This is a genomic window from Methanothermobacter crinale, from assembly GCF_055397825.1.
The window spans coordinates 618,371-634,541 of record NZ_AP042450.1 but is presented as its reverse complement, the minus strand read 5'-3'; the positions used below and the strand labels follow the sequence as shown (position 1 = coordinate 634,541).

Here is a 16,171-nt window from a genome sequence, read left to right as displayed (position 1 = left end):
TTACCCATGCTTGTCGAAAGGCCTAAAAGCGCTGAAAATATAGGTCCCATAAAAATATATTATCCACAGCGTATAATCAAATTAGGATCTAAAAGTCCAACTTTATCTGCTCTTAATTTTCCAAAGGAGAGTCTTGATCATATCCTCAAAGATTTCTCTATTATAATACCTATCAAAAACGAGGATATAAGATTGTTTGACAGCGCGATCCGTTCAATACCCTCTGATTGCCATATAATAGTAGTTTCGAATAGCAACAAGGAAAAGTGCGAAAAGGAAATGAGGCTTATAGAAGATTTTCATGACATGACCGGGGATCCTATAATATTCGCGCATCAGAGAGATCCTAGTATAGGATCAGCATTAGAGGATATTGGGTATACGAGCATACTCGATAATGGACTGGTAAGAGATGGTAAAGGGGAAGGGTTGATCATCGGCCTTTTAATAACCAAATGCCTTAAAAGAAAATATGTTGGTTTTGTTGATGCCGACAATTATATGCCCACGTCAATCTATGAGTATGTTCTAGATTTTGCCATTGGAATCGCAATGTCACAGACCCCTTATTCAATGGTCAGACTACTATGGAAGTATAAACCGAAGGCCGTGGGTGATAAGTTACATCTTGAAAAGTGGGGTCGTGTATCACGGATTACGAACAAGTACTTGAATTTGCTTCTAAGCAGCCTATTCGGATATGAAACCAGTATTATAATGACTGGAAATGCTGGGGAGCATGCCATGACTATGGAACTAGCCGAAAGATTATCATATGCGTCTGGTTATTCATTCGAACCCTACCAGTTGATCCACATGCTAGAATCTGCGGATGACTTAGATCTTAAGGAAGATGTTGAAATATTCCAGATAGAAACTCTAAGTCCGCATATGCATGAAAACAAAGGCGAAGAGCACATCAAAGACATGATACTCACCTCATTATCTACCATTTATCATAGCAGATTATCAAACAAAAAACTACAAGAAAAAATAATAAAAGAATTAAAGGAGAAGAACATCCTAAAAGATGATAAACCACCAAAAAATACTATAATATCCCCAATCAAGGACATTAACGCCAAAGGTTTTATAAATTCTGTAAAGAGAGAGTCTGACATTTTCATGGAATTGAGGTGAATCCTTCTTGTATATAATCTTCACAGACCTGGACAACACCCTACTAGACAAAGAATATTCCTACATTGAAGCCAAAGAAGTCCTTAGAAGATTGAAAGATGCTAACATACCCATTATTTTTTGTTCGGCTAAAACTCGGAGAGAACAAGAAAAAATAAGGGAAAAAATGGGGATATACCATCCGTTCATTGTAGAGGATGGATCGGCAATCTACATCCCCAAAGGATACTTCAAAAAAACAAAGGGCCAACCAATAAACGACTACGAGATTATCATTCTAGGCACAAAGATTGAAAATATAATCAAAGAAATCCAAAACCTACAAAAAAAAGGATATAAGATAATAGGCTACCAAGACATGACCCCTGAAGAAATCGCAGAGATCACAGGACTAAGCATCCACGACGCCAAACTCGCCAAAGACAGAGAATTCAGCGAAACCATCATAGAATACGACAAGGAAGGATTAAAGAAATTGAAAAGAAAATTCAACGTCGAAATAGGGGGCAGATTCATACACGTCTTTGGCAAAGGAACCAATAAAGGTAAAGCCATAAAAATCCTCACAAGATTCTACAATGAAGAACATGAAAAAGTCAAAACAATAGGCATAGGAGACTCATACACTGACGAACCACTCCTAAAAGCCGTGGACATCCCAGCACTAGTAAGAGGATATAATGGCAAATGGGCCAAATTAGATGTGAAAAACCTCTACCATGCAAAAGGCGCAGGATCCAAAGGATGGGCAGAAACTATAAAGAAATTCATCTTCCAAGGTGAAATAAAATGAGAAAACGCATCATACACCTCGTCCCACATACACACTATGATGCAATATGGGTCTTCACAAAGGAAGACTACTTCTATATAAATATCGACATGATCCTTAAAGCCGTGATAAAACTCATGGAAAAATCCAAAGAATACAAATTTCTAATAGAACAGACATACCTCCTCGAAGAAATCGAGAGAAGATACCCAGAATTATTCAATAAAATAAAAAAGTACATCAAAGAAGAAAGGATCGAAGTAGCAGACGGTGAATATCTAATGGCAGACACCATGCTACCCCAAGAAGAAACACTCATACGAGAAATACTCATAGGCAAAAAATACCTCAAAGAAAAATTCAACCTAAACGTTGAGGTCATGTGGCAAGCCGACAGCTTCGGACTAAACGCTCAACTCCCACAAATATACCGAAAATGCGGCTACAAATACCTAGCCTTTAGAAGGGGCTCGCCAGAGAACAAACCATCAGAATTCCTCTGGGAAGGACTCGACGGTACAAGAATACTAACACACTTCATGCCACTAGGCTACAGGGCAGGTCTAAATTTTAAAAAACTCGAAGAAAACTTCAACATCCTCAAAGAACTCGCAGCCACCAACTACATACTACTACCATCAGGAAGCGGAGTTACAATGCCACAACCCAACACAGAAAAAGTTGTCAAAAAATGGAACAAAACACACAAAAACTCCAAGATAATAATATCAACATCCAAAGAATTCTTTAAAAACCTGGAAAAATCCGCCAATAAACTCCCAATCAGAAAAGGTGAAATGTACAGTGGAAAATACTCGGAAGTATTCCCAGATGTTGCATCAACAAGAATCTGGATAAAAAAAAGCCTAAGAAAATATGAAAACTGGTTAAACACCTTCGAAAGATTCTCAAGCATAAAATCTCTCATAGACGATCATTACCCAGAAGAACTTTATGAATGCTGGAAAAAACTGCTCTTTTTAGCATTCCATGATGTGGCCCCAGGCACCGGAGTAGATGAAGTATACGAAGAAGTTAAACAGAATATAAAATTCCTCAAACAACAACTCACAACACTCACACCCAAGGTTTTAGAAGCCATCACAGTCCGAGGAAGCCAAGAAAAAGATATAATAGTCTATAACCCCCTCCATTGGAATTCCAAAAATTGGGTTGAAGTCGACTTAAAATTTGAAGAAGGCAGGATAAAAAATATAAGCAGTCTAGAAAGTGAAGGGGAAGAAATAGATATTGAAATAATAAAAGAGACTAGACACGCTGATGGGTCGATAAAATCCGCCAAGATAGGTTTCATAGCAGATACACCCCCACTCGGTTACAGAACATATAATATCCTCGAAAATGGAAAGAAAACAAAAAATGGCATAGAAGTCCTTGATAATACCATCAAGAACAGATTCTTCGAATTATCATATTCACCAAAAAACGGGCTGATCAAAATTAAAATGGACGGAGAAGAGATCCTCAAAGGCAACGAAATAATACTAGAAGAGGAAATAGGAGACCTGTACAATCACAAAGAAGGATTGAAAGAAGCCCTGAAAATGGAATCGAGCAAGGGCATAAAATATGGGGCCTTCAGAGTCAAAGACATCCGCATAGGAGGTTCAAATCTTAGAAAAGTACTAGAAGTCAAAGTTGACTATTATTCACTCAGATGGCCCTACCGTTTAACAAAAAAATGGAAACCCAGAATCTGGCGGCACAAATCCCTAACCTGCACCAAAAAAGTGATAATCTACAGGGACATTCCACGGATAGATTTCGAAATAAAGTTGCAAAATAGGCACCCCAGGACAAGAATACGTGTAAAGTTCGAAACACCCTTCAGCAGCCCCACCTACAACTCCGAAATACAATTCGGGGCCATCAAAAGGAAAACAGACCAATACTATTTCGCAGCAGATGATTGGAAGGAAAAGCCCTCAGGGGTGTCCCCATCACTCCGATGGATAGCCTATGAAGAAAACGGAAAAGGCATCGCACTCCTAAACCTCGGCAACCCAGAACATGAAATAAGAGACGGAAACATCTATCTCACACTATTAAGATCAGTAGACCTACTATCAACCGATGGTAAAGCAGGACCCATAATACCAGTACCAGACGCCATGGAATTCAAAGACTACACATTCAGATATTCAATATACCCCTATAGGGGTGACTGGAGGAAATCAAAAGTCTACAAGATGGGATACGAATTCAACTACGAACTAATGGGCTTACAATTAGACAACAAAGCATATAAGAGCAGCGAATCATTCCTAGAGATCAGACCAGACAATATCATACTCACAGCACTTAAAAGATCAGAAGAAGAAGATTCCTTGATAATAAGATTCTATGAAGCCACCGGGAAAAATACAAGGGCATGCTTAAGATTTTTCAAAAAACCCAAAAGTGTTGAGGTTGTTAACATGCTAGAAGAAAAAGATGAGGAATTCAAAAAAGAGATCCTCGTAGATAATGAATCCATTAAACTTCACATGAACCCCTTTGAGATCGTCACATTAAAACTTGAATTCTAATCCTCCCCATCTCCTTTTTTTGTGAACACATCAACAAACTCTACCTTTTTAATGTTCATGTTCTCCCAGATGTCCCTGGCGATCCTAAACCTTGAAAGGGTGACATCCATGTATGGTCTGTTATCAAAGCGGCTCAGCTCATCCATGTAAATCTTAACTATACCATCCTCGATTTCAATTTGGACCTTATCAAGGTTAATCTTATCCAAGGGGTAATATAATTGTATCATGCTCTTAACCTTCTCCACCTCATCCTTGATTATTTCTTTAACCCTAATATCATATTCAATGGTTTTGCCTGCAAGTTCATGATTGAAATCTACGCGGACACGGCCACCATCTATACTCTGGATTCTGCCTTCATGACCCTCCATGGTTATGCTCATGCCAACCCTTGGCTTAATACCCTGTCTTCTAAATTCGATCATCGGTATGAGCTTTACGAGGTTGGGATCCCTTTTACCAAAGGCTTCTTCTGGTTGAAGTTCAACATGTTTTTCTTCCCCTTCATCCATTCCAAGAATGGCATCATCCAATCCTTTAATGAGATGGCCTCCCCCAACGATCACAGGAACCGGCCCAAAAACTTTTTTGATTTTAAGACCTGATTCCTTGGCAACATCTTCTATGGTAGTGTCGAAGACCTCGCCGGTCTCTTTGATTCGTCCCGTGAATTCTAATCTTATAAAATCTCCCTTTTTCACTGCCATACCTCTAGCCTCCTATGTGGTATTCTATCCTTAAACTCCTTTAAAACTTCCTCATCCATATAATCTAATATTCTGATGGTGGAAGGATAATTTTCTATATATTTAGAGATCAGACCCTTATGAACTTTTGCCTCTAACACAGATAATATACGATTCTTATAATGTCTACTAAAACCCCGTGGGATACAAGCTAGAATCTCCTTTATACTGTTGAACGGCCTATTTTCTATGATAGCATTGGCCGTCTTTTCATCAAAAAGGTTGAGGTTTAAAAGTTCATCATGTTCTAGGATGTTTGCATTTTCTATTATCTTATCTTTGAGGCGAGTCTCATGTAATGGTGCTCTGCCCTGGCTGATTTCATCCCTGAGAACTCTAAGCGTCTCAGGGGGTAGCATATCCTCCACTTCACTGAGCCGGTCCTTTGACGCGGCTTCCCTGATCAAGGTGCCGCTTACACCTTCTAAGCGTTCTACGAAGATAAACTTATCCCTAAAATCGAATCCTATCTTCCCAAGGGCCCTTGAAAGTGATAGTATAACATAATTATCCTCCTCAAGTTTACCCTCTAATATTGTTTCACCAGTTTCAAGGTCAACTATCCTATAAGGGCGTGGAACCACCCTATGCCCCTTGTTTATCCTATCTAGGATCTCCCGGAAACCTTCCATTGGCTTATAACCCCTTGGGATGTAATCAGCGTCAAGGGCTTTAAACATCCTCGCAAGGCAGAGAGAATACTGTCCAGAGCCCATAACACCCATTGGTGGTCCTTCCACTGCAACGTCAGCCCCCACCATTATAGCAGCCTTTGCACGGGCTTGTCTCGTCATTATATATGGTAAGCCTCTCCCACTACGCTCCAAAGGCCCTGGGATAACCGCCACAAACAGACCACCAGGTACCTTTTTTTTGGCTTCGAACATGCAATGCCTATGACCTTTATGTAAAGGAGAATATTCTGTAAAATCAGCTATAATAGGCTTGTCAGATGATGGGTTTCCATACAACGGAGTTCGTTTAGCATCATCTACCATGAGCTGAGAATCTTCCCTAATAATCCTCTCTATGAACGAATAGTCGACTTTCATAAGATAAAATATAATAATTTATGAAGGATATCTTTTATTGATGTTAGACTTAGCACTCGAAAATTGCAGGATAAACCAGAATATAGTGAATATTGGCGTCAAAGATGGTGAAATAGCCAAGATAAGTAAATCACCCCTAAAAGCTGATAAAACGATAAACATAAAAGGTAAGACCATATTACCAGGGCTTATAGATGCACATGTACACCTTCGCGAACCAGGCTACGAGTATAAAGAAAATTTCAGGACAGGCTCCATGGCAGCCGCCCATGGAGGCTTCACAACGATACTGGACATGCCCAATACAAAACCGGAAACAAACACAGCAAGAGAATTTAAAAAAAAGATCAAGATAGCCTCAAAAAAGAGTATAATAGACTTCGGATTGCACGCAAGCATACAAAAATTAAAAGAAATAAAAAAAATAACACCACTAAAACCCGCATCATTCAAAATATTCACAGAAAAGACAGAAAACCATAAAATATCAAGAATATTGCAAATCCTGAAAGGATCCAAGATACCCCTAACATTCCATTGCGAAGACCCGCAAATAATAAAATATTGTACAAGGCGATTAAAAAATGAAACCAACCCAGAATCCTATTCTCTAGCCAGACCCAGTATAGCAGAAGAAGTCGCCACAGCAAATGCATTAGCATTTTCCCACCATTACGATCATCCAATACACATATGCCATGTAAGCTCAAAAAAGACCCTCCAACTTATAAAATCCATTAAAGCCCCCGTAACATGTGAAATAACACCACACCACCTACTACTCCAAAAAAAAGACTTGAAAAATGCCGGAGCCATCGCAAAAACCAACCCACCACTCAGACCCCCAAAAGAGGCCATAACCGTCAAGGACCTTAAAATGATCGACATAATAGCCAGCGATCATGCACCACACACACTCAAAGAAAAAAAGGAAAACATCTGGAAAGCCCCACCAGGGATCCCCAACCTAGAAGTAACATTAAAATTACTCCTCACATTAAACGCGAAAAAACGCCTCAAATTAGCCAAGATCCAAGAGATGCTCGCAGAAAAACCAGCCAAGATATTCAGACTCGAAAATAAAGGTCAAATAAAAACCGGAATGGACGCAGATTTCGTCATCATAGACCCAAAAAAAACCGGGAAGATAAAAGCTGATGAATTTTACAGTAAAGCCCACTACACACCATTTGAAGGCACAGAATATATAGGAGAACCTGTGATGACAATACTCCGCGGAAAAGTGATAATGAAAGACAACGAAATATATGATAACAAAGGGTCTTATGTAAAAAGTTCCCATATAACCCTAAAATAATATGGGAAGATGCAATTACTTAGCCGAAACAATCCCCCAGCCTGCGTAAATTCTCCCAGAACCCGCGTGCTATTTTTTTCATCGGCGCCCCCTGCAAGGACTAGATCTTCATCTACAAAGGCCACCTTTATCAAAGGATTAACGCAAAAAGCATCTCCCCTCGCAGCGTGCGGAACCTGCGCCTATACCAGCTTCAAGTTGATGACCTACATTCATAACGTAATTTGGATAATTAGGCCCGCGGAGTTCATGTATAAGTCCTTCATCACTTCTGATTGAAAAGGAATTTGAAGCCCCCCACACACATTGATCCTGCAGATCATAACCATAAAATCGAAATCTACTGTGAACCTCTTTATGAAGTATCTGACCCAACATCCATTTATACCCCCCATTCGAATTTCCACTGACAAATGCTGTGGAACAGCCAGAAGCAGCTACAACAGCAGCCCTCTGCAACCCCCCCAAAATGATCCTCAAGGAATGTGGGATACTCATATTGTTCAAGACTGTAAAGAGTCACTCCCGTGGCCATGTCTAATCATCTATTGTAGGCCTTGAACTCACAAGGTCAGTACTTATCCTCCACATACTATCATAAGACAAAATCATATCCTGTATATGTCGCCGTGGCATATATGAGTCCAACCAGATCTGATCATAAAGTGTGGCCACATCACCAATAATTTCCAGTGAAATTTTTGCAGGATCATCAGAAAACCCTTCGAAGTTTGGATGACAAGCTTTTGAGTTGAGATACGAGAGTCAAAAGTCTCTTACAAGAATTGCAATAAATGACTATCATCAAGCAAGTTCAAAGTTTTGTTCACATTTCTAAGACCTTTTCATACTTTGAATCTTTTGATTTGAATTGTATAAGTACTATTTGGGAGTGGATATTATCCCGTTTATAAAACCTAAAGGGTTTAAAATCTAAAATTAGGCAGATGAAATTTTCTAAATATTTTTAAAGAATAGTCTCAATACCAACCCACTATTGATATCCAAAAATAAAATGAGTACAAAAAAGAACAAAAGAAAAGAAAGGGGGGAGACTACTTCAAGGATAATGCATCATTTGGACAGACATCGATGCACTGGTCACAGAGTATGCAGAATCCCTTAAGCGGCACCTTTTCTTCTGTAAGTTTGAGCATGTCATATGGACATGCCTCTATACAAGTACCACATTGCTCGCACTTAGTCGGATTATAGACTATCCTATTCCTTTTAACTGTCTCGCCGTTAATCTCTTTTTCTATCTCATCGAGGATTAACGCGCCATTAGGACAGACCACTGTACAGGCTCCGCATCGCGTGCACATGTTATATGATGGCTCCTCATCCACTTTTATCTTACCAGGGATTTGGAAACCATTCTCTGTAACGACCCTTATAGCCTCATTGGGGCACTTCTTAGCACAGGCACCGTCTAACCTGCATTTTTCTTCATCCCATACGACGCCTTCCTCTGTTGTGGGTTTAGCTGGTCCAAATTCAACATCCAATGTTATGGCATCCACTGGACATAATTCTTTGCATAATCCGCAGGCTGTGCAAATCTCTGGTAATTTAACGGTTAAACTGGATGCTTTCGTCTCTATGAAGTCGCCTGGACAAGCTTCGACGCAAGTGTTGCAGCCTATGCATGTTTCCTCGTCCACTTCAAATTTTTTGATTTCCCTAGTCCTCTTTTCAGGTTTTCTAGCGGAGATGTAAACTGCATTCCATGGGCATGTCTGGGAGCATACGCCACATTTGATACAGAGATCTTCGTCGATTTCAATCGTACCCCCTATCTCTTCGAGGGTTATTGCTTCCACTGGACATTCATCGACACAAGTTCCACAACCCACACAATCCGTGATGAATATGGGCTCTGTTATCTCTAGTTCAACTTTCTCGGGCTCTTTAACGCCCTCGATTCCGATAACACCAACTGGGCAGATATCTACACACTTCTGGCACATGACACAGAAACCCTTTAATGGGACCTTCTGGACCTTGCCCTCCTCTAGTTTAAGTATCTGTGGGGGGCAGATCTCAACACAGTCCCCGCACTGTTGGCACTTATCAGGGTTATAAACTATTCTGGCCTGTGTAACTTCTCCGTCATCTTCGATTGTGATATCCCCAACACTTAATGCTTGGTTTGGACAGACTTCAACACATTTAGGCTCGCCATCACAAAGGTCACAGTAGATTACATCCTCTGGTGTGACTTCAATGGCTTCACTGGGGCACGTTCCTTCACATGCCCCGCAACGTATACAGTCCTCTTTATTTACTATTATCATCCCTACCACCTTCTAATCTTGTTGGGGGGGCTTTAGAATTTTTTCACTAGGTTGCCTTCGCTGTCATAGATTTCTAGGGTGGCGAGCCTCATTTGACTGTCAATTGTATGGGTTGCACATGATAGGCATGGGTCGTATGCTCTGATAACCATCTCCATTAGGTTGAAGATTTTATCATCTAACTCGACGCCGGGTTTTATATAGTCTTCTGCAACCTTCTGTATGCCCATTTCCATGGCTGGGTTGTTCTGGATTGTGGCGACGATAATATTAGCCCTTGTTATTAGTCCGTTCTCGTCGCATGTGTAATGGTGTGTTAATGTTCCCCTTGGTGCTTCCACTATACCTACACCATCACCCTCTTGTCTTTCAAGTTCTCCTGGTATTTTTTCTCCTGACAGATCACCCTCTAGGGCGTCAACTGCACATTCTGCACATGCTAGCAATTCTATGAGTCTTGCCCAGTGGAATAATAGAGTCTGTTGTGCATATCCAAACTTGTCCCTGAAATCTTTGAAGTATTCTTGGGCTTTTGGAGCGGCATCTGGCATCTTATCCGCAACATTTAATCTTGAAAGTGGAGCAACCCTGTATACACCATCTGGGTAGCCTAGGTCCTTTATGTATGGGAATTTAAGCCATGAGTATGGTTTGACGTGTTCTGCCATCGTATCTGCATAGTCTGCTGGTTTGAATTCCCTGAAGAGGTTGCCCTCCTTGTCTTTGATTCTTACAATGCCATCGTAAACGTCCCACACACCATCCTTCACTAGACCTGTGTGGTATGTTTCGATGACGCCTAGTGAGTTTACAAGGTCTATGTTCTCCTCGAATATTGGTATTGCAAGTTCTAGTGTCTCCTCCGCAAGTTCAACACACCTTTTAGCCTTCTCTAATAGGTCCTTTTGTGTTTCATCATCGAGTTCTGATGTTATACCGCCTGGTGTGAATGTTGTTGGGTGTATAGGCCTTGCACCAGTGGCTGTTACAAGGTCTAGGGCATTCTTACGTAATTCTATTGCCTTGAGTGCGATGTCTGGTGAATCCTTCACTATCTGGAAAACGTTTCTTGTTGCCCTGTCCTTTCCTGCTATGAAGTCAGGGGCTGCGAGGAAGTAGAAGTGTAATGCATGGGAGTGTATGTATGAGCCCCAGTTCATTATCTCTCTCATCTTGTATGCCGCTTCTGGTATGTCCTCTGGTTCGAATCCAAAACATGCGTCAACAGCCTTGGCACTGGCGAGGTGGTGTTGCACGTCACATATACCACATATTCTTGGCACTATACGTGGAGCTTCTTCTATGGGTCTTCCTTGCAGGAATTTTTCGAATCCACGGAATTCCATGACATGTAATCTTGTATCTTCAACATTACCTGCCTCATCAAGGTGCACTGTAATCTTGGCGTGACCTTCAATACGTGTTACAGGCTCCATTGTAACTTTAACCATTTATTTCCCCTCCTTTTGGATTTTCATTGGTATAAGGGCGGCTGGGAGCGTGTAAGTATAGAATGTTCCGAGTATGTCATCTAATTGTTCCGCAACCTCTTCTGGGTCTACTTTCTTATCCCTTTCAACTCCGAAGTCTGATGCTATGGCACTTATCATCTTAGCTCCCTGGTCTATTACACGTGTTGTCGGCCCGTAGCATCCCCTACAGTGCACTCCGTTGCTTGGGCATTGAGCACCGCAGACTGATACTGTTGCTGGGCCCATGCATACTATACCCTGTGCTATTAAACAGAGGTCTTCTTCTGGTTTCCCAACCTCAAATTGTCTCTTTATGAAGTCCATTGCGAGTCCTTCTGGTGGTTTTTCTCTTGGACATACCTCACATAAGTTCGTGTTTGGTAGTTCAACTTCTTCCCCTTTGAGTAGTGCTATGACGGCTTCTGCTACAACATCTGATTTTGGTGGGCATCCTGGGACGACAAGGTCTACATCTATTACATCTGAAAGCGGTCTTACCCTGTCTTCAAGGTGTGGCACATCCTCTGATGGTATTACCTTGTCTGGGTTGGGCGTAGTTATTGAGTTGATGTATGCTTCTTCGATGACTTCCTCTTTTGGCCAGAGATTTCTGAGGCCTGGTATGCCTCCGTAGGCGGCACATGTACCATATGATATGACAAAGTCGGCTCTTTCCCTTAATAGTTCTGCGAATTCCCTGTTTTCGTCGTTCACTATCCCTCCTTCTATTATTACGACGTCGAGTTTTTCTGGGATTTCATCATATTTTATGTCCATTAGGACTGGACTGAATTTAATTTCTGCCAATTCTAATAAATCTAATATTTGTTCATGGAAGTCCACTATTGACAAGTGGCATCCGGAGCATCCTCCAAGCCACATTGTCCCTATCTGTGCCTTTTCAGCCATTCTAATTCTCCCTCCTCCAAAATTTAGGCTTCAGCTGCTAGTTGTTCTTTTACGGGTGATGGTCCAAGGGCCCTTATCCTGTCGACCATCATCTTTACTGTTTCGGCGAATTTTTCACCTTCTGAGGCCGATATGTAGTCATGGTATACCCTTTCTTTGCCTATTCCAAGTTCTTCCACGAGTTTGTAGACTAGTTCCATTCTCCTGGCCATCTTGTAGTTTCCTGCGTCATAATGGCAGTCTCCGAAGTGACAACCGGCTACTACGACACCGTCAGCGCCTTCTCTGAACGCTTTGAGTATGAATTGTGGTTCAACTCTCCCAGAGCACATAACTCTGATTACGCGGACGTTTGGTGGATATTGCATTCTTGCAGTTCCTGCTGTGTCAGCCCCACCATAGGAACACCAGTTGCAACAGAACATAACGATCTTTATATCCTCCTCAGCCATAGAGTCTCCTCCTTGCTCTTATTTTATTGTACAAATTGTACTTGGTATATTGGTTGAAAAAGAATAGGTATAAAGATTACTTATGAATCAATTTCGAAAACTTTATATACTGGATTAATAATTTCTGTATTTTTAATACACTAGATGAAACTTATAGTATCCCTAAAGTCCCTGGAGATCCTATTAACGACCGTGGGTATTGTTGATGATATTATTGTAGTATCCGCATACTCATATGCTTTTTTATCATCACCATTTACACCATCTAAGTCAACCTTTAAGTGAGATCTGAGATTATCAAGTGTCACACTTTCCACCCATTGGTCAGTGTCACTTATTATGATCTCATCAACACAATCTTCCAGTTCCTTACCTATAACCCATGACAAGAACCTTGCACCTAATATCGCGACCTTATCCCCTAAAAGGCCCTCCATGGCCATCCTTTTAATATCATTCACGGTTTTCTGGATTTTAACTCTCCTATATAGGGGCGTGTGTGGTAGGCATGCCCAGTGGGCGTCACCCACGAAAGTATAACCTATCCTTGTAGGATAAACATTGTCTTCGCCAGCGGCTTTAACAGCCATTGCAAGAGCCTCCAACTCCCCTTTTTGTATGGGGGCCCTTGTAAGCCCCCATGGGACTTCATCTTTTATTATCTTGATTATCCTTGGGAGTCCGAAGTTTCCTCTTCGGGCAGTGCCTGGTGAATAGCCGCACATGTAACCGTGATGGTTCCGTGGGAAACCTGTTATTATAGCATTTAACCCTGCTCTAAGGCCTACTCTGCATTCATCTTCGTAGGCTCCGTTGGTTGCCACGATCTTACCAGGTGCGAGAATCCTTGCCATAGCAACTGCCCGTGCGAACGCCCCAAGAGGGTCGCTTGCAAGATTGAATGGGCCACCTTCAAGTACAAACACGTCCACGCCGATTTCAAGGGCTGTTTCAAAGGCTGTGATAAGATCATCATAGCCGTCTCCGATGAACATTATTGCTTCCAAACCTTTCCCGTGTTCCCTTGCAAGTTTCGCAACACTTTTCGCTTCTTTTATCGGGGCTGCGTGGGCTTCCGCACCCTGTGCAGAAGTTAAATTGATTGCAACTGATGTTGAAAGTCTAACCCACTCATCCCTTTCAGGGAGCGCCTCCTTTTCCTTGTCTAATAGCCTGGAGTGTATCCTATTGCGGGGACAACCCTTGAATGGGGGTCCTTCCATGTAACATTGGCCCATGCAATGTGTTATTTCCTTTGGGAATCTCATTGGCCCATATTCTCCAAAATGGTCCAAGTCAATAGGTACCTCTGTTATCTCTCTGACTTTGCGCATTAGTTCCACGCCTTTAATGCCATAAGATTCTGCCATGTCTGCGAATGCATAAGCACAAGCATGTATAGATGCCCCTATCATATCAGATAATATGCAATTGCCCAGGAAGTCTATTTCTTCAAGGTCTGAAGCGCAAGTACCCACCAAGACCTCAGTTAAATCACATCCGATGGGGAATCGTTTAAAATTATATCCTAGTCTAATTGCCTCTTCCCTTGAAAGTTCCGAGATGGCGTCGACCACAGTTATGGGATCTTTATCTATCTTTGCAAGTTCCCAAGCCGCATCTAGATTATGGATCGCTTCTTTGATAAGGTCCTCCATCACATCACCAATAATATTATATTGGATGATGATATGAATCTAAGAGTATAAAAGATCTTCGAAAAAAAAATAGAGGGATTACCTATAAATTTTTTGAGTGGACCTAACTCCCTTAAAATATTTGTAAATTTGCATTTGGAATTTTTCACCTCTCACGGCTGATATCCATTCAAACCTGGATCTTCTCTTTTCAATTCCTAATTCTTTTAATATGTCCTCTGTTAATTCTGCTCTACGTTTACACTTATAATTTCCAGACTCGTAATGAGAATTTCCTAAATGGCATCCGCCTACAAATACGCCATCAGCGCCTTCACGGAAGGCTTTGAAAATGAGGGAAGCTTTTCGAAGTTTTTAATTGTGGATGTTTTAGCTTGTGCTTTGTTAATCTATATGGCTTCTCTACCATATTTGCATGATTTCGGGTTGGTTCGCTAGTCGAAAAAGTCCAACCTTGTGGACTTGCATTTCCATCATTTACCCCCCCACACGTTATTGTAAATTTCATTATTTTTATTTTTTTATGATAAATTGCTAAATTAATAGTTTTCTTACATTACATAATAAAAGCTGGAATATATGCTGGACATAATTATGATCGAAAAATTTATTTATAATAAAAGAGGAAGTTATTAGTACTATCTAAAAAAATAGTAATACAAGTTTGAGGTGACTACTATGAAAGTTGCAATATTGGGAGCAGGTTGTTATAGGACGCATGCAGCAACCGGCATAACAAACTTTGCAAGGGCATGCGAAGTGGCAGAAGAAGTTGACAAACCAGAGATAGCCATGACTCACTCAACAATAACAATGGCTGCGGAACTGAAAGAATTAGCAGGAATAGATGATATCATAGTATCAGATCCAGTATTCGACAAACAGTTCACAGTAATAGACGACTTTGACCCTGAAGAAGTTATAGAAGCCCATAAAGAAGACCCTGAAAAAATAATGCCAAAGATTAGGGAAAAAGTGAATAAGGTGGCCAAGGACCTTCCAAAGCCACCAGAGGGTGCCATACACTTCGTACACCCCGAAGAACTAGGACTAAAAGTTACAACAGATGACAAGGAAGCTGTAACCGATGCTGATTGGGTTATGACTTGGCTGCCAAAGGGTGACATCCAACCAAACATCATAGAAAAATTCATAGACAACCTAAAAAAAGGTGCGATCGTAACACACGCCTGCACAATACCCACAACAAAATTCTATGAAATATTCGCAGAAAGACATGGAGACCTCGCCACATCACCAGAAACCCTCAACATATCATCATACCATCCAGGCGCAGTACCCGAAATGAAAGGACAAGTCTACATAGCAGAAGGATACGCATCCGAAGAATCCATAAACACCCTCCTAGAATTAGGCGAAAAAGCAAGAAGCAAAGCCTACAAACTACCAGCAGAACTTCTAGGCCCAGTATGTGACATGTGCTCTGCGCTCACAGCAGTAACATATGCGGGCATACTCACCTACAGAGACGCCGTCACCAAAAACCTTGGCGCACCAGCCGGATTCGCACAGATGATGGCCAAAGAAGCCCTTGAACAACTAACCAATCTAATGGAGAAGGCTGGAATAGACAAAATGGAGGATCGTTTAGACCCTGGCACACTCCTCGGGACAGCAGACTCCATGAACTTCGGGGCCCTGGCAGAAATACTCCCATCAACATTCGAAGTCCTTGAAAAAAGGAAAAAATAACCCCCTCCCTTCTTATTATTTTCCCCCCCAGAAAATATTTAAATCACCTATACTCATAATATTTTACTATACTAGTTTTCCAGTTTTTGG

Annotated in this window: 13 protein-coding genes and 1 pseudogene; 5 read left to right on the top strand and 9 right to left on the bottom strand. The window is 41.2% G+C overall.

Annotated features, from left to right (window positions below):
* Positions 1-6: 6 nt before the first annotated feature.
* From mpgS to ACZ5XX_RS03810, 3 genes are read left to right on the top strand one after another with little or no spacing between them, the layout of a single operon-like run.
* Positions 7-1,140, top strand: a complete 1,134-nt coding sequence (mpgS, locus tag ACZ5XX_RS03820; RefSeq protein ID WP_464585810.1) for a mannosyl-3-phosphoglycerate synthase — start codon at positions 7-9, stop codon at positions 1,138-1,140.
* Positions 1,141-1,147: 7 nt separating this feature from the next.
* Positions 1,148-1,933: an HAD-IIB family hydrolase gene (locus tag ACZ5XX_RS03815; RefSeq protein ID WP_464585808.1), complete on the top strand. Its 786-nt coding sequence runs from the start codon at positions 1,148-1,150 to the stop codon at positions 1,931-1,933.
* Complete coding sequence (locus tag ACZ5XX_RS03810; RefSeq protein WP_464585805.1) at positions 1,930-4,461, top strand: alpha-mannosidase; 2,532 nt, start codon at positions 1,930-1,932, stop codon at positions 4,459-4,461. The genes ACZ5XX_RS03815 and ACZ5XX_RS03810 overlap by 4 nt, the downstream gene beginning before the upstream one ends.
* Here ACZ5XX_RS03810 and ACZ5XX_RS03805 read toward each other — a convergent pair.
* Positions 4,458-5,171, bottom strand: coding sequence for an FKBP-type peptidyl-prolyl cis-trans isomerase (locus tag ACZ5XX_RS03805; protein ID WP_464585803.1), 714 nt, complete (start codon positions 5,169-5,171; stop codon positions 4,458-4,460). The two genes, ACZ5XX_RS03810 and ACZ5XX_RS03805, sit on opposite strands and share 4 nt — an antisense overlap.
* Positions 5,162-6,262, bottom strand: coding sequence for a nucleotidyltransferase family protein (locus ACZ5XX_RS03800; RefSeq protein WP_464585801.1), 1,101 nt, complete (start codon positions 6,260-6,262; stop codon positions 5,162-5,164). The genes ACZ5XX_RS03805 and ACZ5XX_RS03800 overlap by 10 nt, the downstream gene beginning before the upstream one ends.
* 40 nt (positions 6,263-6,302) lie before the next feature.
* On the opposite strand from ACZ5XX_RS03800, the gene ACZ5XX_RS03795 reads away from it, so the two are divergent.
* Positions 6,303-7,580 carry a dihydroorotase gene (locus ACZ5XX_RS03795; RefSeq protein WP_464585799.1) on the top strand — a complete coding sequence of 426 codons (1,278 nt, stop codon included), beginning with the start codon at positions 6,303-6,305 and terminating at the stop codon, positions 7,578-7,580.
* On the opposite strand, the pseudogene ACZ5XX_RS03790 reads toward ACZ5XX_RS03795, so the two are convergent.
* From ACZ5XX_RS03790 to ACZ5XX_RS03760, 7 genes and pseudogenes are all read right to left on the bottom strand, one after another.
* Positions 7,547-8,294 (bottom strand): annotated as a pseudogene (locus tag ACZ5XX_RS03790) (hypothetical protein); the annotation flags it as partial. The gene ACZ5XX_RS03795 and the pseudogene ACZ5XX_RS03790 sit on opposite strands and share 34 nt — an antisense overlap.
* A 341-nt stretch (positions 8,295-8,635) precedes the next feature.
* On the bottom strand, positions 8,636-9,877 hold the full coding sequence (locus ACZ5XX_RS03785; RefSeq protein WP_464585796.1) for a 4Fe-4S binding protein: 1,242 nt from the start codon (positions 9,875-9,877) through the stop codon (positions 8,636-8,638).
* Between the two features lie 32 nt (positions 9,878-9,909).
* Positions 9,910-11,328, bottom strand: a complete 1,419-nt coding sequence (gene mvhA, locus ACZ5XX_RS03780; RefSeq protein ID WP_464585793.1) for a F420-non-reducing hydrogenase subunit MvhA — start codon at positions 11,326-11,328, stop codon at positions 9,910-9,912.
* Positions 11,329-12,258 (bottom strand): F420-non-reducing hydrogenase subunit MvhG, encoded by a 930-nt coding sequence (gene mvhG, locus ACZ5XX_RS03775; RefSeq protein WP_464585791.1) that lies wholly within the window; start codon positions 12,256-12,258, stop codon positions 11,329-11,331. It abuts the gene before it with no gap.
* Between the two features lie 23 nt (positions 12,259-12,281).
* Positions 12,282-12,710, bottom strand: coding sequence for a hydrogenase iron-sulfur subunit (locus ACZ5XX_RS03770; protein ID WP_464585788.1), 429 nt, complete (start codon positions 12,708-12,710; stop codon positions 12,282-12,284).
* Positions 12,711-12,850: 140 nt separating this feature from the next.
* Positions 12,851-14,368, bottom strand: coding sequence for a 5,10-methenyltetrahydromethanopterin hydrogenase cofactor biosynthesis protein HmdC (hmdC, locus tag ACZ5XX_RS03765; protein WP_464585785.1), 1,518 nt, complete (start codon positions 14,366-14,368; stop codon positions 12,851-12,853).
* 78 nt (positions 14,369-14,446) lie between these two features.
* Positions 14,447-14,701 carry a hydrogenase iron-sulfur subunit gene (locus ACZ5XX_RS03760; RefSeq protein ID WP_464586205.1) on the bottom strand — a complete coding sequence of 85 codons (255 nt, stop codon included), beginning with the start codon at positions 14,699-14,701 and terminating at the stop codon, positions 14,447-14,449.
* Between the two features lie 345 nt (positions 14,702-15,046).
* On the opposite strand from ACZ5XX_RS03760, the gene hmd reads away from it, so the two are divergent.
* The gene (gene hmd / locus ACZ5XX_RS03755; protein ID WP_464585783.1) at positions 15,047-16,081 is read left to right on the top strand and encodes a 5,10-methenyltetrahydromethanopterin hydrogenase; all 1,035 of its coding nucleotides are present in this window, start codon (positions 15,047-15,049) and stop codon (positions 16,079-16,081) included.
* Positions 16,082-16,171 lie beyond the last annotated feature (90 nt).